Source organism: Vibrio sp. AIC-3, from assembly GCF_013114515.1.
Taxonomy (GTDB): Bacteria; Pseudomonadota; Gammaproteobacteria; order Enterobacterales; family Vibrionaceae; genus Vibrio; species Vibrio crassostreae_C.
This window is the reverse complement of sequence record NZ_VTXG01000004.1, coordinates 95,835-122,230: the sequence shown is the minus strand read 5'-3', so window position 1 is coordinate 122,230 and position 26,396 is coordinate 95,835. Positions and strand designations below refer to the sequence as shown.

Below are 26,396 nucleotides of genomic sequence, written 5' to 3'. Positions count from 1 at the left end.
GGCTTTTTTATGCGCGCTATTTTAGTAGGTAGAAAACTTAGCGTTAGACGTACTATTACTTATAACTTTGAGCTTCATCAGTTGCCTTTTCCATGATCAGAGGTACACTTGTGCGCTCAAAAAAGCTTACAGGTGTAAGCCTAAAGGTAAAGAGATGGCCAATTTAGATTTTCATATCGTAAAAAGACTTCGTGACCAAATTGCCCAAGGCGGCAACCGTACAGCTTTGAAGCACAAAGTAGACAATGTATGGCAAGGCATTAGCTGGGAACAGTTTGGACAACAAATCGATACGCTTTCATTAGCACTGTTGGCTCAAGGACTGAGAGTTCAGGATAAGATCGGTATCTATTCGAACAATATGCCTCAATGGACCGTGGCAGATTTTGCATCGTTACAAGCACGTCTTGTGACTGTGCCGATTTATCCAACGAACACAGCAGCACAGTCTTCTTACATCATCCAAAATGCAGATGTGAAGATCTTATTCGTTGGTGAGCAAGTTCAATTCGATGCGGCGGTTAGCCTGTTTGAAGAGTGCGAGCAGCTAGAAGTTGTTGTGGCTATGTCTGATGACATCGACCTGCAAGGACACAGCTTTGCCGTATCTTGGAATGACTTCATGGCGCGTGGCGTTGAAGCACAACAAGCTGAACTTGACGTGCGTCTTGCTGATGCAAGCATGGACGACCTGCTGACTCTTATCTATACCTCTGGTACCACAGGTCAGCCAAAAGGCGTAATGCTTGATTACACCAACATTGGCTACCAGTTAGAAGGCCACGATGAGCGCCTTAGCCTGAGCAAAGACGATGTCTCATTGTGTTTCCTACCGTTATCACACGTATTTGAGCGTGCTTGGACGTTCTACGTTCTTTATAAAGGCGCAACCAACTGCTACCTGCAAGATACGATGCAAGTGCGTGATGCGCTAAGTGATGTGAAACCTACTGTAATGTGTGCGGTTCCACGCTTCTACGAGAAGATCTTCTCTGCGATTCACGAGAAGGTATCTAAAGCACCATTTATTCGTAAAGTGCTATTTACTTGGGCGGTGAACATGGGAGCAAAGCTTTCAGTTTGTCACCAAGAAGGTCGTACTCCATCGTTGATGCTGAAGAAGAGCCATGCGCTAGCTGATAAGCTTGTGCTATCTAAACTGCGCGCTCTACTCGGCGGTAACATCAACTTCATGCCATGTGGTGGCGCGAAGCTTGATGAGACGATTGGTCGTTTCTTCCATGCTATCGGCATCAACGTAAAACTTGGCTACGGCATGACAGAAACCACGGCAACAGTATCTTGTTGGGATGATCGCTGTTTTAACCCTGATTCGATTGGTATGTCGATGCCGGGCGCAGAAGTAAAAATTGGTGCTAAGGACGAGATTCTTGTTCGCGGTCCAATGGTGATGCGTGGCTACTACAAGATGCCAGAAGAGACAGCTAAGACATTCGATGAGCACGGTTTCTTGAAAACCGGTGATGCGGGTCATTTTGATGAAAATGGTAACCTGTTCATTACTGATCGTATCAAAGAGCTGATGAAAACTTCTGGTGGTAAGTATATTGCCCCGCAAGTGGTTGAAGGTGCGATTGGTAAAGATCACTTTATCGAACAGATTGCTGTTATCGCTGATACACGCAAATTCGTTTCTGCGCTGATTGTTCCTTGTTATGACTCGCTAGAAGAGTACGCCAAAGAGCTTAATATCAAGTATCACGATCGCGTTGAGCTGGTTAAGCATCACCAAATCGTCGAGATGCTAGAAAAGCGTGTGAATGACCTACAGCAAGAACTGGCTAAGTTTGAGCAAGTGAAGAAATTCAAACTGCTACCAAAAGCATTTTCTATGGATGATGGTGAACTGACACCAACTCAAAAATTGCGTCGTAAAGTTATCAACGATAAGTATCAAGACGAAATCGAAGAAATGTACAACGAAAAGCCTAAAGATAAGTAGTTTTCTGCTTAGATAAATTTTCAGTTGTTTAAAAATCCCCCTACGAATGTGATTGCATTTTTAGGGGGATTTTTTGTATCTAGTGATCAAGCACAATGTGCGAAAGCGCACACAGATAAGCTCGTTATTTATCGATAATTAGCGATTCATTTAAATATTAAGTGCTTTTTTTCGTTCTCTTTCTAGTTTTAATATCTAGTTATTAATCTTGGTTTGGGTTTTATTTGATGCTTTAAGCTAATAGTTGGTTTTTTGGCATGATTGTCGGATAACAGGTGTTAGACCAGATGATAATAAAGCGTTAAAGTTGTTTCGTATTACTGTTTGTTGTTATCTCGACAGACAGCCATAGCCGAAAAAGTGGAAGTATTTCGAATTAGGCTACGAATAAGCCCTAGACTATGAAAAACCAGCCCAACATGTTCACCAAATATGATTGGAAACTGGTGAGGAGAGCAATATGACAACAAAACCTGAAACAGCCATGTCATCCGGCGCTGAAATGTTATCCGGCGCTGAGATGGTGGTGCAGTCTCTAATTGAAGAGGGTGTAGAACAAATCTTTGGTTATCCAGGTGGTTCTGTACTTGATATCTACGATGCGCTGCATGCTAAAACTGCTAAAATTAAACACGTATTAGTACGACACGAACAAGCCGCTACCCACATGGCAGATGGCTATACTCGTTCTACTGGTAAACCGGGTGTAGTACTTGTGTGTTCTGGTCCAGGTGCGACCAATACCGTTACTGGCATTGCAACCGCCTACATGGACTCAATCCCAATGATTGTTATTTCTGGTAACGTACCAAATAACCTTATTGGTAACGACGCCTTCCAAGAGTGTGACATTGTGGGTGTATCACGCCCGATCGTTAAACACAGCTTCTTAGTTAAGAAAGCGGAAGATATCCCTGAAGTCGTTAAAAAAGCATTCTATATTTCAACGACAGGACGTCCCGGTCCTGTGGTTATTGATCTGCCGAAAGACATCTTAAACCCACAAATCAAGCTTCCTTATGAATACCCAGAAACGCTCAAAATGCGTTCGTATAACCCAACGGTTACGGGTCATAAAGGTCAGATCAAAAAGGCGCTAAAAGCCCTTCTTGAAGCGAAGAAGCCGGTACTTTATGTCGGTGGTGGTGCGGTTATTTCTGAGGCAGATAAGCCGCTGTTAAAATTAGCAGAGGCACTGAATTTACCTGTGGTAAGCACCCTAATGGGGCTTGGCGCTTTCCCTGGCACCCATAAGAACTCTTTGGGTATGTTAGGCATGCATGGTTTGTATGAAGCCAATATGGCGATGCACAATGCGGATTTGATCTTTGGTATTGGCGTACGTTTCGATGATCGAACGACTAATAACCTAGATAAGTACTGCCCTGATGCGAAGATCATGCACATTGATATCGACCCATCTTCGATCTCTAAGAACGTAAAAGTGGATCTACCGATTGTAGGTTCTGCTGAAAAGGTTCTAGAGAGCATGGTGAACTTGCTCGTTGAGCAAGGCGGCACTAACGATGCAGAAGCGATTGAAAGCTGGTGGAGTGAAATCAAGCAGTGGCAAGAGCGTGACTGCCTAGCTTACGAGAAATCGTCTGAGCGCATCAAACCACAGCAAGTAATTGAAACACTGCATAAAGTAACCAATGGCGATGCCTATGTTGCTTCTGACGTAGGTCAACACCAAATGTTTGCTGCTTTATACTACCCGTTTAACAAGCCACGTCGTTGGATTAACTCTGGTGGTCTAGGCACGATGGGCTTTGGCCTGCCTGCTGGTATGGGCGTTAAGTTTGCTAAGCCAGATGAAGAGGTGGTTGTGGTAACCGGTGACGGCAGCATTCAAATGAATATCCAAGAGCTGTCGACTGCGCTACAATACAATATCCCGGTTAAGATTATTAACCTTAACAACCGTTTCCTAGGCATGGTAAAACAGTGGCAAGACATTGTTTATCAAGGCCGTTACTCTAACTCATATATGGACTCTGTTCCTGATTTTGCTGCTATCGCTGAGGCTTATGGCCACGTTGGTATGCGCATTTCATCTCCGGATGAATTGGAATCAGGTTTGGAAAAAGCACTGGCGATGAAAGACCGTTTGGTATTTGTCGATATTAGTGTGGATGACACCGAGCACGTATACCCAATGCAGATCAAAGGCGAGGGTATGGATAACATGTGGCTAAGCAAAACGGAGAGAACATAATATGAGACACATTATTTCACTACTAATGGAAAACCAACCTGGTGCGCTTTCTCGTGTGGTTGGCTTGTTTTCTCAGCGTGGCTACAACATCGAGTCTTTGAACGTATCTCCAACCGATGATCCGACGCTGTCTCGTTTGAACGTCACTACTAACTCGAGCGAAATGCAGCTTGAGCAGATTCAGAAACAACTGCATAAGCTAATCGACGTACTTAAAGTACAAGAAGTGTCTGAACTTGAACACATTGAACGTGAGCTGTTGATGGTAAAAGTACGTGCGAGCGGCTTTGCTCGTGCGGAAGTGAAGCGCACAGCGGATATCTTCCGTGGTCAGATCGTTGATGTTACGGCTTCTCAATATACGGTTCAAATGGCGGGTACTAGCGAGAAACTGGATGCCTTCATTCAGGCGCTGTCTGAAGTGACGGAAGTGCTTGAAGTAGCTCGAAGTGGTGTTGTTGGCATCGCACGAGGCGAACGTGCGTTGAAAGCCTAGACGATAAGTCTTTAAAAAATAACTTTAAAGCCGCTTTTTTAAGCGGCTTTTATTTTGTTAATTTTTTAGAGTGCTATAATCCCGCGCTGCACTTCCATTCATCTGAGTTAGCAATGCGAAATAAAAAATCAATAATTACATTGCTGATTATCTCTATCATATTGTCTTCTGCAGTATGTCTGTATTATTTGCAGCGCTACAAAGAAGTAAAACAGCAGAGCTTTGACTACTCAGCTAAGCAAGCCGTTCATCAGTTAGTGTATGCCAAGCGAGATTATGATCTTCTCAAGACTCAGTTAGTCTCGGTCATGGAGCTACTCAGTCATAGCCAGAGCTTGGTTAACTTTGCTTCCTCTCCCTCAGACCAAACCAAACATCTACTTGAAGAGGTCTGGCAATCTGTTCTCGTGAACCAGAAGTGGTATACACAAATCCATCTGTTAGATGTCACTGGCAAAGAATTGGTGCGTGTTAACTATTCCTCTGATACCGGTAGAGTGACGTTTCCTCAACAGCTGCAAGATAGGTCGGATTCTAACTACTTCCAATACGCTCAAAAACTAGAAGCCGAACAGATTGGCGGTTGGGGTATTGAGCTTGAAACTGAGCATGGTGAAGTCACCTTCCCTTATTCGCCGGTAATCCGTGTCTTTACCCCAGTAGAAACCCCTGACGAAAGAGTAGGCTACCTCGTCATCAATCTTGATGTATGGGGCTTATCGTCGCGTCTGAGCTTTTCACCAGATAACGATCTTAGAGCAGAAGTTCTCAATGACGCGGGTTACTTCATCGCGAGTAACAACAGCGGTAAGTTGTTCGGAGACTCTATTCCTGAAAGAAAAGGCTATAACCTGAAAAATATCGCGCCGAAGACGTGGGATGCGATCTCCAATGATCAGGTGGGATACGTTTTTGAAGATGGTAATTTGTTTGCCTTTAACACGGTTATGCTCGCGAACAGTCAAAAGGTCCATTTACTGATTCAACTTAATCAAAAGCAACTGATGGATCGGGCTGAGCGTGATCTAGATGATTTGGCCCATGAAGAGATCATTGTTCTGATTACGGTGCTGATATTCGCTTTCCCGTTTGCTTACCTGGTGACGCACTGCCGACGCCGAAGCCTAGAGAGTAAATTGGCACGCGCCGCATTGAATGGTATGTCGGCAGTGATGATCTCTGACAAGCAGCACCGCACAATGATGATCAACAACGAATTTGAGAACATGACTGGGTACTGCAAAAAACAGGTGATCGGTCAAAATGCATTGCAGTTGCTGCTTGAGAATACCGACCAAGTGCTCTCAAGCTCGGCTATTTGGAGTCATTTAGAGCAAGAAGAAGTATGGGAAGGGGAGGTTCAGTGTAAGAACAAGCTGCGTATTCCTTTTACTGCGATCATGCGAGTGCATGCGGTCAAAAACAATTCAGGCAAAGTCAGTTACTACATCACCTCGTTGGTTGATATTTCCGTAAGGAAGGAGCTTGAGGTGCGTTTGAGGATCTTAAGTGAACGTGACTCTTTGAGTAACCTCTGGAACAGACGAAAGTTCGAAGAGCAGTTGGCCTACTATTCTCGCTTGGTTGAGCGTTACCCTAATGAATCGACGACTTGCTTAGCTTTAGTCGATATCGATAACTTCAAGCGAATCAACGACGAACTTGGTCATGACGAAGGCGACCGAGTGATAGCAAGTGTCGCCAAGCTTCTGCAAGATAGCCTTCGCGGGACTGACTTTGTTGCACGTGTCGGAGGAGAAGAGTTTGCACTCTTGATGCCACACACGTCTCTGCCAGAAGCAAAGCGCGTATTGGATCGCTTGCGAATAGAGATTGAACTGGCAGCCGGAACTAAGGTAACGGTGAGTGTTGGCTTTACTGATTTAACAAGTAACAGTACTCGCTCATACAAGTGTGCCGATGTTGCGCTTTACGAATCTAAATCGTCTGGTCGTAATACGGTCTCTATGTGTCCTAGCTACGATGATGTCGCTTAGGTTCGCTTCTATCTAGTCCTGTCTTCTATTTGCTTCACCTCTTCAAGTCGCGCCCCGACTCCTTTCCCTCTTTTTATTAGGAATCTCACTTTTGAGCGACCTGTGTCACAAAATCTATACAGTTAGACTAAAGTCTAATGTTGGTGGAAATTTGAGCTAAAATTAACAGTAAGTAAACTACTTTGCTTCAGATTACATCGTGTTAAACGATGTAATAAATAGAGTGTTTACCAGATGTAAAAGGATGACACCGTTAACTTAATTCAGCTGGTTAGCTAGCCTTATCAATAACTTGAAAGGCAGCAGTAGAATTAGGTTAGCTGGAGCAATAGTTTGGGGATCATACAGTCTGGTTAAAAGAGGCGTGGTATGTTTGTCGATTTTTTAGTGAGGTTAACCATAGGCACATTAGCCATTCTTGGCTTTCAACTTAGTGCATTGTATTTTTTACCTATGGTTGTGCTGCTCAATACTCATCACAAAGAGTTTTTTGGGTGGTAGTTCAGTCGTGGTACTGGAAACAAAAAAACGGAGCCGCTGGGCTCCGTTTTTATTTGGTTAGAATCTATCTTGGCATCATGCCGCTTCGATAACTTCTTCAATTCGTTTCATTGAACCTAGTAAGTGTTGATCAAGCAGTTCTGTTGCTTGTTCTACATTCTTAGAGAGTACTAGTTTCATTATCATTTCGTGCTCATCAATATTGAACAGATCATCTGATGCGCTTTCTGCAGACATAGCGAGGAAGCGGTAACGTTTCACTTGGTTAATTAGGTCATCAAAGAACTTAAACATGTTCTCTGAATCTGCACCTTCAAGCAGTGCGACATGGAATTGCTGGTGGCGCTCTTCCCATTCTACACAGTCAAACTCTTCAGATACGTACTGTACTCGCGATAGTTTATGGTAAGACGTTAGTACATCCAGTTCCCAGCTCTCATCACCTGCTGCAATCGCTTTTTTAAGCAGAACCGATGATACAACACGAAGGCTTTCGTATAGGTCATTCAGTTCTTTCTTTGATACAGGAGATACCCAGCAGCCTTTTTGTGGCTCTAGCTTTACGTATTTGCTCCAAGATAACTGTACCAAGGCTTCGCGAATAGGGGATGCGCCAACGTTGTAGCGTGCTTTTAGATCAGCAACAACAAGCTTTTGGCCTGGGGTTAACTCACCATTAAGAATATCTTGGCGAATCATCTTTGATACTTTTTCAGTGAGCGTAGGACTAGACATTACAAACCTCATCTATATATGATTTCTAGTCTGCTAATCCGTCTCTTAGAAAGAGTCAATTGGAGGTTAACAGTACGTAGTTCTATTGTGATTGATAATACAGCGTACTGAAAAGTTAGGCAAGATTTTGTTTCATAAAAAAAGAGGGCCGAAGCCCTCTTTTATATTTTATGCGAATCGGTTCATTCTTATAGAACGTGAACAGATGCCGTGTTTGTAGTACCAGAAGCTACTAGAGCACCAGAAACCATAACTACGATGTCGCCTTTGTTACCTAGGCCAGATTGTAGAGCGATTTCTTTACCGTTGATGTAGAACGCGTCTGTGTTCTCGATAGAGTCAACAAGAACTGGCTTAACACCTTTAGTAAGAACTAGCTGTGCAGCTGTCTTTTCGTTAGTTGTTAGAGCTAGGATGTTTGCAGTTGGGAAGTACTTACGTACTGAACGTGCAGATTTACCGCCTTCAGTTGCAACAACGATTAGAGGAGCAGCTAGCTTCTCTGCTGTGTCTACAGCGCCTTTACATACTGCTTCAGTGATGCGTAGACGTGGGCTGTCTAGACGAGAACCTAGCTCAGCTTTAAGAGCTGAATCAGTACGGTTCGCGATTTGAGCCATGATAGTAACAGCTTCAACTGGGTACTTACCTTTAGCAGTTTCACCAGAAAGCATTACTGCATCAGTACCATCCATGATTGCGTTCGCAACGTCACCCGCTTCAGCACGAGTTGGACGTGGGTTGCTGATCATAGAGTCAAGCATTTGAGTTGCAGTGATAACCATCTTACGTGCACGGTTACACTTCTCGATCATCATCTTCTGAGCGAAGATTACTTCTTCAGCTGGGATTTCAACACCTAGGTCACCACGAGCAACCATGATGCCGTCAGAAGCTTCAAGGATTGAATCGAAGTTATCTACACCTTCTTGGTTTTCAATCTTAGAAATGATGTGGATGTTCTCGCCGCCGTTAGCGTTTAGAAGCTCACGGATTTCTTTAACGTCTTCTTCTTTACGGATGAAAGAAGCAGCAACGAAATCTACGCCTTGCTCACAACCAAACTTAAGGTCAGCTTTGTCTTTCTCAGAAAGAGCAGGAAGTTGAACAGAAACGCCAGGAAGGTTAACACCTTTGTTTTCGCCTAGAGCACCGTTGTTAAGAACTTTACACTTAACTTCAGTTTCTGTTGTTGCGATAACTTCCATTTCGATTAGGCCGTCATCAACAAGGATAGTGTTACCTGCTGTTAGGTCTTTAGCGAAACCTAGGTAAGTTACTGCTACTACGTCTTTGTTACCAACAACTGTTGCGTCAGTTGTGAAAGTGAACTCTTGACCAGCTACTAGATCTACGTCGTTACCATCTTCAAGTTTGATAGTACGGATTTCTGGACCTTTAGTATCTAGAAGGATAGCAAGTTGCTCACCTTTGTTTTCCATTACTTTACGGAAGTTCGCGATACGAGTGCCGTGCTCTGCGAAATCACCGTGAGAGAAGTTAAGACGCATAACGTTCATGCCAGCATCTACTAGTTCAGTTAGCTTCTCTACAGATTCAGTTTTAGGGCCAATCGTACATACGATTTTGGTCTTTTTCATGGAAGGTACTCTCCGGTAAGTATTGTTACAATTTGAAATTTATTTAAGTTCTGAAGATTGGTCCGCTACATCAACATTTTGTGCCTGTTGTGTAAAAGCGCGGGACTTCCAATATGTCCTTCAGAGTTGTAAGTCTTTCATCAATTTTAGTCATTTTATGACTAAAAGATTTTGATTCAATATCGGTTTTCTGTGACTTACCCCACTATATAGGGGGTAGGTTGCAAAAAAATAACAGTCAGTTTTGTAATTTTTTTTCTTTTCGGGTGCGGATTCTACCACCTAATGAGTTCAATATCACTGCTTAACAATTGTCTTAGGACAAGGTTTTATCGCTATTTATTAATTTTTTGGATCAAAATAAATGGACTAAATAGTTTCGTTGTAACTATAATATGTTTCATATCGAAACTTAATGGCCTTTTTTAAATGTCGAAACGAAACACCCAGCTCAGAAGACATGCAATTTCTAACCTAGTGAATGAAAAAGGGGAGGTTAGTGTTGATGAATTATCCGCTAAGTTCGAAACCTCAGAAGTCACTATTAGAAAGGACTTGGCGTCTTTAGAGAAAAACGGTCAGCTTTTACGCCGTTATGGTGGTGCGATTTCGTTACCGAAAGAGGTTGTCAACGAAGAGCTGGGTCAACAAGTTTCGACTCGAAAGATTTCATTGGCAAAAGCCGCTGCAGATTTAATTCGCGACCATAACCGCATCGTGATCGATAGTGGCAGTACGACCGGTGCTCTAATTCAGCAGCTTAATGCTAAGCGTGGCTTGGTTGTTATGACCAACTCATTGCACGTTGCTAATGCGCTTAATGAGCTTGAAAGCGAGCCGACGTTATTAATGACTGGCGGCACTTGGGATACCCATTCGGACTCTTTCCAAGGCAAAGTTGCGGAGTCGGTACTTCGTGCTTACGATTTTGACCAACTATTTATTGGGGCTGATGGTATCGACCTCGATAGAGGCACAACCACGTTTAACGAACTGGTTGGCCTGAGCAAAGTAATGGCTGAAGTGTCACGAGAAGTGATCGTGATGGTTGAGTCGGAAAAGGTGGGACGAAAGATCCCGAACTTAGAGCTGGCATGGGAACACATTGACATCTTAATTACCGATACAGACTTAGGCGAAGAATCCAAAGCAAGTATCGAATCACATGATGTTCGAGTGATCCTGACCGATCCAGCGTAAAAACAAATTTAAGTATTATGCATTTACCTTCCTATAATTGATCTTAATGAAGATTTGGCCTTTGCTTGCTGCCAATAGGAATAAAACAAAATTGATGGAGTGAAACTATGTGTGGAATTGTTGGTGCAGTAGCACAGCGTGATGTAGCTGAAATTTTAGTAGAAGGCCTTCGTCGTCTAGAATACCGTGGCTACGATTCAGCTGGTGTCGCTGTAGTCGATACTGAATCTAACCTAACTCGTGTACGCCGCCTAGGTAAAGTACAAGAGCTAGCTGACGCAGTAGAAGAGCAACAAGTGATTGGTGGTACAGGTATCGCTCATACACGTTGGGCGACACACGGTGAGCCGTCTGAAGCGAACGCACACCCACACATGTCTGGTGATATTGCCGTTGTACACAATGGCATTATCGAAAACCACGAAGCACTGCGCGCTATGCTGCAAGAGCGTGGTTACGTATTTACTTCACAAACGGATACAGAAGTTATTGCTCACTTAGTTGAGTGGGAACTTCGCACTTCAGCTTCTTTGGTTGAAGCGCTACAGAAAACAGCAAAACAATTAGACGGTGCGTACGGCACGGTTGCGGTTGATCGTAAAGATCCTAGCCGTATCGTTGTAGCTCGTTCTGGTAGCCCGATCGTTATCGGTTTTGGTGTCGGCGAGAACTTCCTTGCTTCTGATCAACTGGCGCTACTGAGCGTAACTCGTCGCTTCATGTACCTAGAAGAAGGTGATGTTGCTGAGGTAACTCGTCGTGATGTTACGGTATTTGATGTAGCGGGTGAGCGTGTTGAGCGTGAAATCGTTGAGTCAAACGCTGAACACGACGCAGGTGACAAAGGTCAATACCGCCACTTCATGCAGAAAGAGATCTTCGAGCAGCCAACAGCGCTGATCAATACAATGGAAGGCCGTATCTCTGACACTTCGGTTATCACTAACGCGATCGGCGTTAAAGCTGAAGAGATCCTAAGCAAGGTTGAACACGTGCAGATCATCGCATGTGGTACGTCTTACAACTCAGGCATGGCAGCGCGTTACTGGTTTGAATCTCTAGCTGGCGTAAGCTGTGACGTAGAGATTGCTTCTGAATTCCGTTACCGTGATTTCGTTGTTCGTCCGAACAGCCTATTGGTGACTCTGTCTCAATCTGGTGAAACGGCGGATACGCTTGCTGCACTTCGTCTTGCAAAAGAGAAGGGTTATATGTCTGCAATGACTATCTGTAACGTTGCGGGTTCTTCACTGGTTCGTGAATCTGATTTTGCCTTCATGACTCGCGCAGGAACAGAGATCGGTGTTGCTTCTACTAAAGCTTTCACAACTCAACTAGCAGCGATGCTGATGATGGTAACGTCAATTGGTCGTCTACAAGGTCGTATCAATGAAGAAAAAGAAGCGGAAATCGTTCAAGCACTTCACCAACTGCCTGCTGATATCGAGAAAGCATTAGCGTTCGATAAAGAAATTGAAGCACTGGCACCTGATTTTGCTGATAAGCACCACACACTATTCTTGGGTCGTGGTGAGTTCTACCCAATCGCGATGGAAGCGTCTCTGAAACTGAAAGAGATCTCTTACATCCACGCAGAAGCATACGCGGCTGGTGAGCTTAAGCACGGTCCTTTGGCTCTTATCGATGCAGATATGCCAGTCGTCGTTATTGCACCAAGCAACGACTTGCTAGAGAAGCTGAAATCAAACGTTGAAGAAGTACGTGCTCGTGGCGGTCTACTTTACGTATTCGCTGATGAAGATGCGGGCTTTGAAAGCGATGAGAACATGAAGATCATCAAGATGCCTCACGTAAGCGAAGTAACAGCGCCTATCTACTACACAGTACCGATGCAGCTGCTGTCTTACCATGTCGCACTAATAAAAGGTACCGACGTTGACCAACCTCGTAACCTAGCGAAAGCGGTAACAGTTGAGTAATCGACAGCTTACCTAAGATATAGATGTCGGCGGACAATAAAGTTTGATCAGTTACAATAAAGTCTGATCATATACAATAAAGATTGATCGTTTTTTAACCTCCTGCTAAGTTTAGCTTAGTCGGAGGTTTTTTTATGTCAGATGCAGATAAGCCACTCAATAAGAAAGACCAAAAGCGTTTAGATGAAAAACGAGGCGAAGGAACAGGGAAGGATTATGTTCCGTTCATTAAAGTTGGAGAGTTCAGCAGCTCTGGCGAAAGCGTTCGTGTCAAAAGTGCCACCGTTGGCCGTGTACACCACCTTCACTCAGGTAACGAGCTAGCCGCATTTCTGGTGTTCGATTGGTGCAAAGAGGTCATCGACATTCGAGAGCAGTTCCCAATTCCTCTCGCTGACTCTTTAATTATTTGCCGCCAACTAGGTATTCGTCACCCTCAAGAAAAGGGCGAGCTTAAAATAGTGACAACGGACTTACTCATCGATTTTGCCGATGGTTCCCAGTTAGCGATCCCCGTAAAACCAGCTCTAAAGCTTGATGACAAGCGCATTGTCGAAAAGCTTCAAATAGAGAAAGCGTACTGGGAAGCAATAAAAGTACCCTGTCCCATCTTTACCGATCAAGAAGTCTCCAGCGAACTCAAAATGAACCTGAAGTGGATAAAACCACTTATCGATTTAGACACTGAAGTCGAATACCCATTCTCCAAGCAAGATGTCATTGATCTTGCCGCTAGATTAGCGAAGCAACCCAAAGCTTATGTAGCCCGACATTGTGCAAAATTGGATGATCAATACCAATTAGAGGAAGGCACTCATATCGGAATATTTCGCTATGGTATCGCCAATCAATATTTAAAAGCATCACTTGAAACTCCGTTTACTGAATGGAAGTGCGAAGATGTCGAGCTCGTAGATAGCGATGGCACAGATTTGGAGGTCGGCAATGCTTCTTAATCAAGTCTATCAATACACTGATTCAAACGAGCGAATACGTGTGGTGTACGAAACGCTAGAGTTCATCTGGCTGATCAGTCTCGATGATGAATCGGCTTGGCCCATACTTATGCCTGCCTCTGAGTTACATGAACTGATCGCAGCGCAAACGATAGAGTGCATCAGTGAACCTTTTGCTTTCTCTCATGTTGAGCTCGACGGTGCACAAGCTCTGAAGCGAGATGAAGCCTATACGCTGCTTAAAATTCTACTAAAAGACCACAGTGAATTGTTCGATAAGACGTCGCGCAACCGTCTAATTAGAAACGCAGTTGAAGTGACAGGAAAACCCCGGATTTACTTCATTCGTCAACTTCGTCGATATTGGCAAAGAGGGATGACGCCAAATGCATTGCTGCCTGACTATCATAAGTCAGGTGGGAAAGGTAAGCCTAGGCGTGACGTGGGCAAAAAGCTCGGGCGGAAGCGAACAACCGCTGAAGGTGTAGGCGCAATCATTACCGATGATGTTGCAGAAATTTTCAGTCTAGCAATTGATGGCTTCTTTCTTCAAAACGATAAGTTCTCTATCAAAGACGCCAAAGATAAAGCAATTGGGTTGTATAAATCCCGATATCCCGACTCTGATAAGACTTCCATCCCGACTCTTCGCCAATTTCGCTATTTCTATGAATCTAACTACAAGAAACATGATGTAGTAAGACGAAGAACGCCATCCAAAGCATACGATAAGGATATTAGAGCGTTAACGAGTACATCAGCTTTTTTGAATATCGGACCAGGGGGGCGATATGAGATTGATGCAACGATTGCGGATCTCTATTTAGTTTCTGAGAAAGATCCGAATAAAATCATCGGTAGGCCAGTGGTTTACGTGGTTAAAGATGTCTTTAGCCGCATGGTTACAGGGCTTTACGTCGGTTTGGAAAACCCATCATGGATTGCGGCGATGATGGCCATGTCTAACGCCTTTCTTGATAAAACAGAGTATTGTCGGATCTATGGAATAGAAATCGATTCTAGTATGTGGCCCTCTATTGGTATTCCTGCGTCTATCATGGCGGATAAAGGTGAGCTTTTGCATAGGCAAGCTGACGTCCTTGTTAATGCATTTAACATCCAATTGAGTAACTCGCGTTCCTACAGAGGGGATGATAAAGGCGGTGTGGAGCGCTATTTCAATACTCTTCAAACAAAATTCAGACCTTATGTCGGTGGTATTGTCGAGCCAGTTAACGGCAAGAAGCGCTTAGGACGCAGATATGAGCTAGACGCAGAATTAACCTTGCATGCATTCACTGAGACAGTGATTCACATCATTATCAACTACAACACTAGGCACGTAGTTAAAGATTATGATTTTGCCGAAGATATGCCTGATGACTTACCCGCAGTCCCTATTCAGCTTTGGAACTGGGGAATCAAAAATCGCACCGGTAAGTTAAGATCATGCAGTAAAGATATGGTTGAAGTGAACTTGTTACCCACTGAAAAAGGGACAGTCTCTGAGGCCGGTATTGGTTTCAAAGGACTGAAATACACTTGCCGTGAAGCAATGGCTGAAGGTTGGTTTGACCGATTTAAGCAGACAAGACCAAAGAAAGTTGAGGTGGCCTTTGACCCGCGTCGAACCGATGTTGTTTATCTGAGGCCCGATAACAGCTATCAATCCTATTGGATATGTGAGCTTTCAGATCGTAGCCGTCGATACAAGGGAATGAGTTTCGTGGATGCTGCGGGTATTCTCAAGTCTTCTAAAGTTGCAGAGGCTTCAGCGAATCAAGATAAAGATTTTGAGGCTCCTGACCTACAGGAAACGATGGAGAGTATCGCTAAACGAGAGCGTGACAAAAAGGCAAATACACCTAAACTAACGGACTCACAAAGATTGACAGGAATTAAGGGTAATCGAGATGAAGAGAGGGAATTTGAGCGAGGCAATACCTCAATTAATCTCAAGCCTGAGTCAAAGCAAAGTACTGCCGAAGTCTTTGATATTCATACGGGTCACAATTCAGAAAACATTGAATACCCGTCACTGGATGATTTTTTAGGAGATGACGATGATTAAAATTCACCATGCGGAATATTTAGCACCTGAAATTGAAGATTATCGAGATCAACCTTTGATCAATGCACTACCTTTATTGAACTCACCTCAGAATACGGCCAAAGAGCTAAATCGTTATCCTAAAGTACGAGACTCGGAAAAAACCTTACCTGGATACATCCGTCGCCATGCGATGATGCGAATACTTGATGGTTTTCTATACCCGACAAAAGCTCATCTTCAACTAGAACAGATGATTGCAGGAATGATACGCCGAGGATATCTTGGTCGAAACATCGCGTCAATTGACTATCAGCGTAACCTATTAGATGTCGATAATGTCGACTTTTCTGCGGCATCAAGAAATGCGGGTAGCGCAGCGTTGGCGACGACTGTCATTGGGTGTTCTGGCACAGGCAAAACTACTGCTGTTCAAGCGATCTTAGATTCATATGAGCATCAAGCCATTTATCACCCAAAATATCAGCATACACAGTTAGTATGGCTGAAAATTGACTGTCCTCATGATGGTTCGGCAAAGAGTCTATGTATCCACTTTTTCCGCGCAGTAGATGATGCGATTGGAAGTGACTACGAAATGCTCTACGTTAAGTCGAGATCATCAGCAGAGTCTATGTTGGGTGACATAGCTAGAGTGTGCGCCCTTCATTCTGTCGGTATCTTAGTCATTGATGAGGTTCAGCATCTTAGTGCAGCGCGCTCCGGCGGTGCGAGCAAATTACTCAACTTCTTTGTTACTCTAACCAATGTGATAAAAGTCCCCGTTTTGTTTATTGGTACTCCCAAAGCTCTTGATTTGTTTTCTCCTACTATGCGTTCGGCTAGGCGTGCTTCTCAATTTGGTAGCCTAAATTGGAATCGATTTGAACACCTTGCAAAAAATGACACGGAAAGTGAGTGGGAGCGGTTTATTATACGATTGTGGAAACTGCAATGGTTTAAATCGCCAACACCCCTTACTACACCTATGAAAGAGTTGTTTTGGGATCTCACTCAAGGTGTCGCTCATGTGGTAGTTTCATTGTTTTACCTTTGCCAAGCAAGAGCGGTAGTAGCAGGAAAAGAAGTGATTACTCTCAAGTTAGTAAAGGATGTGTTTAATGAAGAGTTGTCAATCATTCATCCGATGATCAGAGCGCTCCAAAGCGGTCGAAAAGAAGAAATTCTCAAATATGCTGACTTGGACTTACCTGCCGATTCAATTCGTATCATTGGACAAGCTGGCGCTAGCGATGTGGATGATATTGAAGCTACGAGTGAGGTAATTGATGATAAATTAGTGGACCTCATCGATATGTTGATTCGCATGGGACTGGGTGAGGATGTAGCTAAACTAGCGGCGAGGCAGGCCATCGATGAAAAGCCTAGCGAGGATCTATTTGGATTAGTTGCACATATAAAATCACTAGAGGATAAACCAGCAACACAAAGTAAGCCTGAAAAATCAAAAGTAGCCAAGCTAGAATCTCGCTATGTGGATAACGATCTTCGGTTACTGAGAAGTGACGAACCAATGTCTACCTACAGTAACCTAAAACGTGAAGGCATGATTCTTGACATCACACCATATCTCTAGGTATGAAGCCGCCAACTATACTCAAGTAATTGAAACGAGTTGTTTGGTGGATTTAGATGTTGACTCACTTTCCTGTTGCTCAAAAAGATGAGTTGCTCACAAGTATCCTTGCTCGGTTTATCCAGCAAATGGGAATCAAAGATGACAAGGTTGCATTAGACATTCTATTTGATAATAGAATGGTCGTTCCTTCCGCCTTTTTACAGGGGCATATAAAGCAACTCCTTGATCAAGTGGGTCATGTCTGGAATATTGAGCCTTTGGATCTAATTGAAAGACACTCCCTCCTTCCTTTGTTTAAGCCTTTCTTTCCAACTAGTCGATACAATACGCTAAGAGCCGATCTAATTGTTGGTCATGTAAATCCAAGCATGTCTCGCGCGGGTATCAATGCGTCACTAATTCAATGGCCTAGCAATTATAAAGTTTGCCCTCAGTGCAGGAAAAAGCAGCTTGATTCATTAGGGTTCACATACTGGCAGCGACTGTTTCAATCCCCTGGAGTGATAGTTTGCCCTGAACATCAGTGTACTTTGCTAGATACAAACTTGGTTATTCATTCTGCTCATCGTCATCATTTTGTTGGCTCTAGTAGCTATAAGTGTTCTGGTCACTTATCTGAAGTCGCTGAACCATATGAATTGAAATTAGCCTGTATGGTAAACATCTTACTCAATTCTAATCTGGGTTATGTTTCTCCTGCACAATGGACTCTTTATTATCAGAAGCTTGCAAGAAGTGAGGGTGCGATGAATGGCGCAAGAATAGATCACAAAGGAATCGCAAATTTAGTGCGAAAAACTTGGTCTGATGAATGGTTACATCAACAAGGCTTGGCTCTTTCTGGAGCCAATACATGGCTAGTTGCTATGTTCAGAAAGCACCGAAGAACGTATAGCTACTTACAGCATTTTGTTGTTTGGTTGTCGTTTAGTCATGCCTCTATTGACCTACGCGAGGAGTTCAATCATGCGAGAGCACTTTCTTCAGTGAATCGCGATACACGAGCTATAGTATTCACGAAGAATATAGCCAAACGTGATGAAGTGAGAGTCCAATGGCTTGGGATTTTAAAATATTCACCCAATTCATTACTTAAAAATATTAGGACCACTGCTCTTGGTGCTAGGTTGTATTCTTGGCTTTATAGATATGATCGTAAGTGGCTCAATGATCACAAACCCAATCATGCATCTAATTACCAGAATAATCGTGTTGACTGGGAGGTTCGAGATCTGCTGCTAGTTAAAAAACTCATTAAACTTAAAAATAGGGTCGATAATAGGATAAAAGACCCTCGCCACTCTAAGTCGTGGTTTGCATCCAGCATCAAGCAGAAGAGTCTCATTGAGAAAAAACTGTATAAGTTACCGCTTTGCAGTCTGTTTTTTGATCGATATAGCGAATCTATAGAAGAGTACCAAATTAGGAGGTTAAGCCGTGTTATGGTTCAACTCATTGAGTGTAAAGATGTTTTAAGGCCTGTATGTGAGATTGAACGACTTGCTGGACTCAGCCGTGCGCGTAGCAGGAAACCTGCACGGGAAATTCTCCGATTGGACATCCCAGCCTGGCAGAGAGCTGCGGCACTTTCCTGAAAACGTACCGTTAATCAACATTGGAAGTATTCACACCAAGCGCGTCCTCAATAATAAAGTCCGGCCTTATATCAACGTTCAATTTTCAGGTTTCCCAAAAAGTCGTGTGCCGGCGGAACTGATACCTATGTTGGTTGTTAATTCTCACTACTCGAATAAAGAACGCACGGTTCAACATAAACGCGAAGTCATTGATATAAAAATATCAGATAATTTTCAAAGAGCCTTTTCAAACAAATCACATTCAATCATTTTAAGGGAGGGCAACTTAAAGGCTGTTGTCCCTTGTATAGAGCTCGCTCGAGCACTCTTTTTACACAATGTACACCTAACACGAACAGCTCTAAGACCAAACGGGTTATTGGGGATGGCAATTGTGGATGATAGTGGAAAAGAGTGTTTTATCCGATTCAATAGGTCATCGGATTATCCCCTAAAGAATTTAAACTCCAAGGATGCATGTAAACACTTGAGGTGGTTGTTGCTTAATCCTGAGGCAACAAGAAGCTTCAACAGCATCTATAACAAGTTACAACAAGATGAAAATTCGGGGTGGAACTTTAACTTTGAACCGCCACCACTAAAAAATTGGCGGTTTAAGCTCGCTGGTGAGTATGACGAAAGTGACCCATTGTTATTCCATGTTGAAGAAATCAAGACAGTTTACTCGTCGAGTTTTAATTATGGAAAAAAAGTCTCGATATACCATCCAAAAAAAATCGATGTTATTCCTGTTGAGCCAAGTAACGGCAAGCGCCCAGAAATTAACCGGACAGACCCAGATCCGCAGTTGGACTTCGAAGCTACGCCAGGTAGTCACAGAAAAAGGGATATCTTCAGTGAAGAAGGCTTCCGATTTGTCTGTGATACTGAAGATGAAGTGACAGTCTCCCCAGGAAAAGCACTATCAAGGGTAGTGCCTAATGTGAATACTACCGAAGCAAAACCTGATGTTTCAGGAGTCGGACATGGAACAGCAAACGGATCGGCTCAAGAGCTAGACTGGGCGATTAATCGCAGCGATTGCGATGATCCAACTAGTCCCGAGGCACCGAAAGAGGTTAATCCAACAGGTAACTTTCAACTTTTTGAAAAGGTTATCAAGCAGCTTATGAAGCTTCCTGATTATGAACACAAAGGTACACAGTGCTTGGCGATGCCAAAGCCGGACAATGGTTCCTTGATATACAAGAACAAGCTCACTCATGAGGCTCGAACCTTTCACTGTGCGTATTTCTATTACCAACAAACCCCTCTTGTCATCATCGAGGTGGATATTAGCGATATTAACGACAAGCACAGTCTGGGATCTAGACTACTTGGGTTTTCTGAAAGTGGTAAAGGTGGATTGGCTCATGTAATGAAAGCATGCTCCGAGAAAGGCGTTCGATGGGATGCTAAAGCAAACCAAGAACACTGTTCAGTAGTGGTTGAAATTAAGCACCCTTCTAGAACCAAAAAAATTGAAGGTGAGACTGTCCTCAGAACCGAAAGTGAGTATGAGACAGCATGGATAGAAACTTTGGATAGAGCCGTTAATAGAGCATTAAAACAATAACTCAGGAAAGTAAGTGTTTGTGGTCTAACTATGCAGTAAAAAAGTCAATATAGTTCAAGCTACTGGCTATTGCAGTTGGTGATGTATTCAAAATGGTCGTTGTGCTTGGGGCAAATACCGGAGGTGACAGCGGTAATACCGAAAGTACTGCCTTTGATTAGCCAAAGATACCTAAAAAATTAAGCCAGCTCTCGCTAAAGAGCTGGCTTTCATGTTACTTACTAAACGTTAAACTGTCGCTCTCTGGCTGCCAACTGCCAGTTCGCAAAGAATGCGAATGCAAGTTATAGGTGATGATGGTTTTGTTGCCATCTTGGTTGATACTGAATGTGATTTCAGTGTCGCCCCAAGAGACGTCCTCAAGCAGAAGATTAGCGTCGTGTGATAGGTCGTGAAGAACTACGGTGTTTAATGCGGTTGCATTGGAGCGAATCAAAGTATACGCAAGGTTTGATGTTGCTGGGTTATCAGGCGCTTCACCAATCAAAATATCACACGGAGAGCTTAACATCATCCTCTGGTTAAATGGTGTTTGTCCCTCAATGGCGTAACGACGGGAATGTGCCGCGACCGAACTTAACTGACGTGTATTGATCATTCGGTTTAGTGCTCCTGGCAACGGATTGGAACAGATCTCAAAATCGTCCATATCGATATGTTCACCACGTATGTGGTAGGTCAGATCCAACTGTTGTTGATGTGGATTGGCGATCAGGTTGGTTTCAATATATGCTTCGCCAACACAGAACAAGATACGTCTGAACATAACGTTCTGATATGCCTGACTATCCCATTGCTCGATGGTGTGACTATCGACTTCCGCTGGTGGCTGATTCCAATCGGCAAGCGTATCAATAACTTTGCAACCAGGTGAGTCAGAGAAGTGAAGCAATGTAGGGTTGATTGGCGACTGGTTCTGTTGATTCACAACGAGGGTGTTATGCGTAGCGGTATTCTTGTAGTAGCCGTAGTGCAGCTCTGCGCCATATCCGGTTGTCCCGAGATCGGGCAGGATCTCCTTGCCATTGCGAACAATGATCAAGCCTAATCGATCGTAGTGATCGTGTTCACCACCATACGGACTGTGCTTAACAAGCAGTGAATGGTCATTGTTTTGGTCGTAATGAATCGTCACGCCCGCTTGAGCGGTGTGAATAGATTGACATTGCAGTGGCACTGCCTTTGGAAGCTCATCGACACCATAAAGTAATGCATCGATGTTATCCCTAGAGATATTTTGATAGATGCTGGTTAGAACACTCGCAAACTCATCACAAGGGTACTGCGCGTAGGCAAACTCAAACAGATGTGAATGAGTAATACGCTCTTGGCCGGCAATGCAGTCATTGAGACGGGGGAAGTCACCCGTATTCAGCACCAGGTTAAGTGGGAATTTGAGCATCTTTACAAAGTTAGGGTTTGAGCTTACTGAATGAGGCGTTGAGTATGCGATCTTTTCAAAGTTCAACAGCGCTTGTAAGGCATAGTAGTGATAGTGAATTGAGCCTTCAAACCACATCCCCTCTTCTGAGCAGCCGTGGTTGAGTTGATAGTGGATACCGTAGTCAGTATTCAGAGCAAAATCAATGTAGCGGCCCTCTTCCAAGATGAGCCCAATTACACCAATGGTGGCGTTTATTTTCATCTCATGGTTGTGGATCTGGTCAGTTCGGTACTCCATTAAAAACTCAGCCCCTTCACGAAGTAGGCGCTGTTCGATGTACAACTGCTCGTCCGGTGTTAGTTGCTCACGAATAAAGTCATAACCGCGAGCAAGATCTAAGTGACAGTTAGCCTCACATAGGGTTTGCGCATTGGCTTTACCGGGGCCGTTGTATGGGATACCGCCATGAACTTCGTAATCCGGATAGTATTTAGCGGATTGAAGTAGGATGTCTTTTACCTTGTTGAAGAAACGCTGCTCACCGGTTAGGTTCCACAGTAAGCCGAGATCGTAGCACGCTTTTGCATTCAGTCCATTTAGCCATCGCCACCAAGCGCCGTCATAAGGTTCACCCGTGAACTCTTTGCCGTCAATAGGGCAGCAGTGCGATAGTGGCTTTTCACGATCCCAGGTCAGGCGAACGCCATGGTCAGGGCAAAAGTAATAGAGGTTCCAAGTTGCACGGCCATCAGGCGGAACCAAGGTGTCGCTATTAAGCACAACACTATTGTCTTCTATTAGTTGGGCGATGGTTTGCTCAGAAGCGCGCTGTTTGATGGATTGGATTTGTTGTTCGCTAAACTGGATCATTGAGCATCCCCTGTGAGTTCGGATTGAGGAAAATTAAAGTAGCGCTCTGCGTTGTAATAACAGATGTTTTCGATGGTTTCTTTGAGCAGAGCGTCATTATTTGGAAGCTCGCCATTTTCAACCCATGATGCGAGTTGGTTGCACAGTACACGGCGGAAATATTCGTGACGGCTCATGGAAAATACGTTGCGAGAGTCTGTTAACATACCGATGAATCGACCTAGGGCGCCTAGGTTCTTTAACGTGGTGAGCTGCGCTTCCATGCCATCTTTGTGGTCGTTAAACCACCATGCTGCGCCAAATTGGATTTTTCCAGCGGCAGAGTCACTGTCTTGAAAAGCGCCAGCAATACAACTGAGTAACGCATTGTGATTCGGATTGATGCTGTACAGCACCGTCTTTGGCAGTTGGTTGGTTAAATCTAATTGACTGAGAAGCTGGGTGAGATTCTCGGCAATGAGGCGATCATTCATCACGCTAAATCCGGTGCCACCGCCAAGCTCCTGTTTTCTGCGCTCGTTGACATTCACCAGAACGCCAATATGAAGTTGCATTGTCCAGCCACGGCTGTGATAGCGTTGACCCAATTGGTTGAAAAGATAAGAGCTAAGCTGTGTGCTTTCGGTATCTTTTAGGACTTGCCCGGTTAGCAGTTTCTCAAACAGTTGCTGCGCCGCTTTGTGTGAGCAAGGTACAAAATTCACCTGAGTGAGCCCAAGATCGGACAATCGGCAGCCAGAGTCATGAAATGCTTCGATTCGTTTTGAAATCGCGTTGAGGAACTCATTGATCGATGCAATATGTAAAGCGGTGATTGTGCTTAATTTATCAATCATATTGCGAAAAGCAGTTGGCGAGCCAAACGCAAAGAGATCGTCTGCTCTAAATGTAGGAAGCACCTCAACGTCAAAGTCGGACTCGGCAATCAGTTGGTGATAGCGAAGATCGGAGAGTGGCGAGTCTGTCGTGCAAAGGGCGGTGACGTTGCACTGCTTTAATACATTCTGAGTTGTGAGTGTTGATGTAGCAAGCGCGGCTTCACAGTGTGACCAGATAGCATCGCAATTGTCTGGGTTTAATAGCTGTGAGCAGTTGAAGAATCGTTCCAACTCTAGGTGAGACCACTGATAAAGTGGGTTTCCGAGCAGATAAGGGGCCGTTTGACACCACTTTTCGAACTTTTCCTTATCGGATGCATCGCCAGTGATGTAGCGCTCTTCTATTCCATTGCTGCGCATCGCTCGCCATAAATAATGATCACTATGCAGCCAGCATTCAGCGATGTTACTCGCACGGTGGTTTTCCCAAATCTGCTTCGCATCTAGGTGATTGTGATAATCAATAATCGGCATGGATCTGGCGTAGTCATGAAACAAGCGGCGAGCCAAATCTGAGGTTAAAAGAAAATCGTCATGGATGTATTGGTTCATGGGTTTCATCTCGAAATACTTTGATGACATTAGCGGTTTGCTAAACGCAAAATAGGGGCTGGTGGCCAGCCCCTTATCACTAGATTAACTTTGAGTTTGCAGGTTGAGTACTTTGGTCTCTTTGGCGCTTTTTAGCAGTAAAGCACCTACGGTTAGTACCACGCCGCCACAGAACAAGAATGCCATGCGACCCCAGAATGGATTTGGTATCAGTACCATACAGACAACCAACACACCAAAGATTAAGATGAGTTTACCAAGCATGCTGCGCTGCTGGCGGTCGACTGCATCTTGTCCCTCTTCCTCGATAACAGGCGTTGCCACATCCGTCCAAAACTCGTTAAGTTCTGTTTTACGCTCGCCTTGTGGCTCTTTGTAGAACTTAGTGGTTAGGCAGAAGAAGCCGCCAGTGAACACAAGGTGACCGATGATGCCATTCATTACCGTTAGGTCTGATGCCTCGCGACTGGTGAAGCCGTCCTCGATACCGATTAGGTTCGCGATGACATCTGGTGTGATGACAAAGCTCACCATGTAAGAGACCACCATACCGACAGCTAGCGTTGCCCAAGCTGCCCAATCTGGTGTCTTCTTAATGAACATGCCGAAGAACAGAGGAACTAGGATAGGCATTTGTAGCAATGTACTCACGTACATCATGGCATCAAATAGGCTCAATCCACGAAGCGAGTTGATGAATAGAGCTACCGCGATAATCAGAGCGCCAAACACCATGGTGACGCCCTGGCTGACACGCATCAGTTTTTTCTCAGATGCTTTCTTGTTGATGATTGGGCTGTAGAAGTTACGAACAAAAACACCCGCGTTACGATTTAGGCCTGAGTCCATTGACGACATGGTTGCCGCAAATACCGCTGACATAAGAAGACCGACCATACCGACAGGCATCACACGTTCAACGAATACCAGATAAACCGCATCTGCTGCTTTGCCGCCAAGCGCGTCAGCGTGGGCTAGTGCAGCATCAGGGTAAAGAACCGCTGTCACCCATGGCGGCATGAACCAAATCGCAGGACCGATTAGCATAAGAACGAAGGCTAGCAGCGCCGCTTTACGCGCATTGGTCGAGTCTTTGGCCGTCAAGAATCTGTATGAGTCTTGCATGTTGTTGATGTTTTGAAGCTGCTTAACAAACATGAAGATGAACCATGCCACGAACAGTAACGGGTAGTTCATGTTCGCACCCATAATTGAGTCTGCTGGGAACTGTTCAATTAGATTACTCGGGCCTCCAATTTTTATAAGGGCTGCAACGGCACACACGACGGTGACCGCCATAATGACGACCATTTGCACAAAGTCGGACGCAACCACACCCCAAGAGCCGCCAATTACAGAGATGAATAGAACAATCAGACCGGTCACAACAATGGTTGTCTCAATATCGATTTTGAATACTGCACTAACGAATAGCGCTAGACCGTTGAGCCAAATACCCGTGTAAACGATGCTGGTTGGCATGGTTGCCCAAGTAAAGACTTGCTCGTTTGTCGTGCCAAATCGGCGTCGTACACCTTCTACTGGAGTTACAACGCGCATTTGACGGAAACGGTAGGAGAAAAACAACCAAGAAAGTAGGAAGCCGAATGCATTGGCCATGAAAATGACCATGATAGGGAAACCATCGGTAAAGGCTTTGCCGGCTGCTCCAGTGAACGTCCATGCACTGAATTGGGTCATAAAGGCCGTGGAGCCCACCATCCACCACAGCATTTTGCCTCCCCCACGAAAGTAATCGCTGGTTGAGTTGCCTGCTAGACGCTTGAATATGACACCTACAGCGATCATGAAGACGAAGTAGACACCGACAACAACAATGTCAATATTCATAACACTTACCTCTAAAGTTAAATTGATCAATTCTAAAAAATAAAACGATGGTTCAATATTGCTTCAGGTAGGTGTTGATTACCAAAAAAACTGTGCGCTTTTGTGATGAATGAAACGGTTTTTCATTTTTTTTAGTCGGATTGGTGCTTTTTCTTTCATGGTTTATGTCTAACTTAAAGAGATCCCCCAATTTTACCCTCAATGAGTCTTGGGTGTGGTTGTTACACAGGCAGTAATAGACTCGTACTTTTCTTTTATGTTGCTCGTTAACTACACAGTACGGACTCATTTGCGGACGCCTATTTGACCTTTTTACAACTGTATCAGTAACGCCTGGTTGTGCATGTTGCGCATTCTTTGACCGAGTTAACATAAAACAACACGCCCAGAAATAATTAGTTACACAAGTCACATAATGACCTAAACGCGCTTTATAAAAACGTCATTTGCC

General features: G+C 44.1%; 16 protein-coding genes. 11 read left to right on the top strand and 5 right to left on the bottom strand.

Translation table 11 applies throughout. From position 1 onward, the window contains the following. Window positions 1–154 precede the first annotated feature (154 nt). The 4 genes from F0229_RS04805 (at window position 155) to F0229_RS04790 (ending at window position 6,674) form a co-directional block, all read left to right on the top strand. The gene (locus F0229_RS04805) at window positions 155–1,963 is read left to right on the top strand and encodes a long-chain fatty acid--CoA ligase (protein ID WP_017062927.1); all 1,809 of its coding nucleotides are present in this window, start codon (window positions 155–157) and stop codon (window positions 1,961–1,963) included. Between the two features lie 460 nt (window positions 1,964–2,423). Further along, on the top strand, window positions 2,424–4,181 hold the full coding sequence (locus F0229_RS04800; protein ID WP_171732365.1) for an acetolactate synthase 3 large subunit: 1,758 nt from the start codon (window positions 2,424–2,426) through the stop codon (window positions 4,179–4,181). A 1-nt stretch (window position 4,182) separates the two neighbouring features. Beyond that, window positions 4,183–4,677, top strand: coding sequence for an acetolactate synthase small subunit (ilvN, locus tag F0229_RS04795; protein WP_008219984.1), 495 nt, complete (start codon window positions 4,183–4,185; stop codon window positions 4,675–4,677). Between the two features lie 113 nt (window positions 4,678–4,790). Further along, a complete protein-coding gene (locus F0229_RS04790) occupies window positions 4,791–6,674 on the top strand; it encodes a diguanylate cyclase (RefSeq protein WP_065584697.1) in 1,884 nt (627 codons plus the stop codon). 576 nt (window positions 6,675–7,250) lie between these two features. Here the strand turns inward: F0229_RS04790 and F0229_RS04785 are convergent. Continuing rightward, window positions 7,251–7,922, bottom strand: coding sequence for a GntR family transcriptional regulator (locus F0229_RS04785; RefSeq protein WP_136979312.1), 672 nt, complete (start codon window positions 7,920–7,922; stop codon window positions 7,251–7,253). A gap of 176 nt (window positions 7,923–8,098) precedes the next feature. Beyond that, the gene (gene pykF, locus F0229_RS04780; RefSeq protein ID WP_017061403.1) at window positions 8,099–9,511 is read right to left on the bottom strand and encodes a pyruvate kinase PykF; all 1,413 of its coding nucleotides are present in this window, start codon (window positions 9,509–9,511) and stop codon (window positions 8,099–8,101) included. 429 nt (window positions 9,512–9,940) lie between these two features. On the opposite strand from pykF, the gene F0229_RS04775 reads away from it, so the two are divergent. The 7 genes from F0229_RS04775 to F0229_RS04745 all read left to right on the top strand — a co-directional run bounded on the left by F0229_RS04775 (window position 9,941) and on the right by F0229_RS04745 (window position 20,410). After that, on the top strand, window positions 9,941–10,711 hold the full coding sequence (locus tag F0229_RS04775; RefSeq protein WP_017061404.1) for a DeoR/GlpR family DNA-binding transcription regulator: 771 nt from the start codon (window positions 9,941–9,943) through the stop codon (window positions 10,709–10,711). A 107-nt stretch (window positions 10,712–10,818) separates the two neighbouring features. Then, complete coding sequence (glmS, locus tag F0229_RS04770) at window positions 10,819–12,651, top strand: glutamine--fructose-6-phosphate transaminase (isomerizing) (protein ID WP_017061405.1); 1,833 nt, start codon at window positions 10,819–10,821, stop codon at window positions 12,649–12,651. 134 nt (window positions 12,652–12,785) lie between these two features. Next, entirely contained in the window at window positions 12,786–13,607 is an 822-nt protein-coding gene (locus tag F0229_RS04765) for a TnsA endonuclease N-terminal domain-containing protein (protein WP_171732364.1), read from the top strand. Further along, window positions 13,597–15,678, top strand: a complete 2,082-nt coding sequence (locus F0229_RS04760; protein ID WP_171732363.1) for a Mu transposase C-terminal domain-containing protein — start codon at window positions 13,597–13,599, stop codon at window positions 15,676–15,678. Before F0229_RS04765 ends, F0229_RS04760 begins: the two co-directional genes overlap by 11 nt. Then, on the top strand, window positions 15,671–17,254 hold the full coding sequence (locus tag F0229_RS04755; protein ID WP_171732362.1) for an ATP-binding protein: 1,584 nt from the start codon (window positions 15,671–15,673) through the stop codon (window positions 17,252–17,254). The genes F0229_RS04760 and F0229_RS04755 overlap by 8 nt, the downstream gene beginning before the upstream one ends. Before the next feature lie 56 nt (window positions 17,255–17,310). Then, window positions 17,311–18,852: a TnsD family Tn7-like transposition protein gene (locus F0229_RS04750; protein WP_171732361.1), complete on the top strand. Its 1,542-nt coding sequence runs from the start codon at window positions 17,311–17,313 to the stop codon at window positions 18,850–18,852. Continuing rightward, window positions 18,773–20,410, top strand: a complete 1,638-nt coding sequence (locus F0229_RS04745; protein ID WP_367613536.1) for a hypothetical protein — start codon at window positions 18,773–18,775, stop codon at window positions 20,408–20,410. Before F0229_RS04750 ends, F0229_RS04745 begins: the two co-directional genes overlap by 80 nt. Before the next feature lie 214 nt (window positions 20,411–20,624). Here F0229_RS04745 and F0229_RS04740 read toward each other — a convergent pair whose 3' ends face one another. The 3 genes from F0229_RS04740 to F0229_RS04730 all read right to left on the bottom strand — a co-directional run bounded on the left by F0229_RS04740 (window position 20,625) and on the right by F0229_RS04730 (window position 25,945). Continuing rightward, entirely contained in the window at window positions 20,625–22,664 is a 2,040-nt protein-coding gene (locus tag F0229_RS04740; RefSeq protein WP_171732360.1) for a heparinase II/III family protein, read from the bottom strand. After that, window positions 22,661–24,103 (bottom strand): glucuronate isomerase, encoded by a 1,443-nt coding sequence (gene uxaC, locus F0229_RS04735; RefSeq protein ID WP_253820972.1) that lies wholly within the window; start codon window positions 24,101–24,103, stop codon window positions 22,661–22,663. The genes F0229_RS04740 and uxaC overlap by 4 nt, the downstream gene beginning before the upstream one ends. 75 nt (window positions 24,104–24,178) lie before the next feature. After that, on the bottom strand, window positions 24,179–25,945 hold the full coding sequence (locus tag F0229_RS04730) for a sodium:solute symporter family protein (protein ID WP_171732359.1): 1,767 nt from the start codon (window positions 25,943–25,945) through the stop codon (window positions 24,179–24,181). Between the last annotated feature and the right edge of the window lie 451 nt (window positions 25,946–26,396).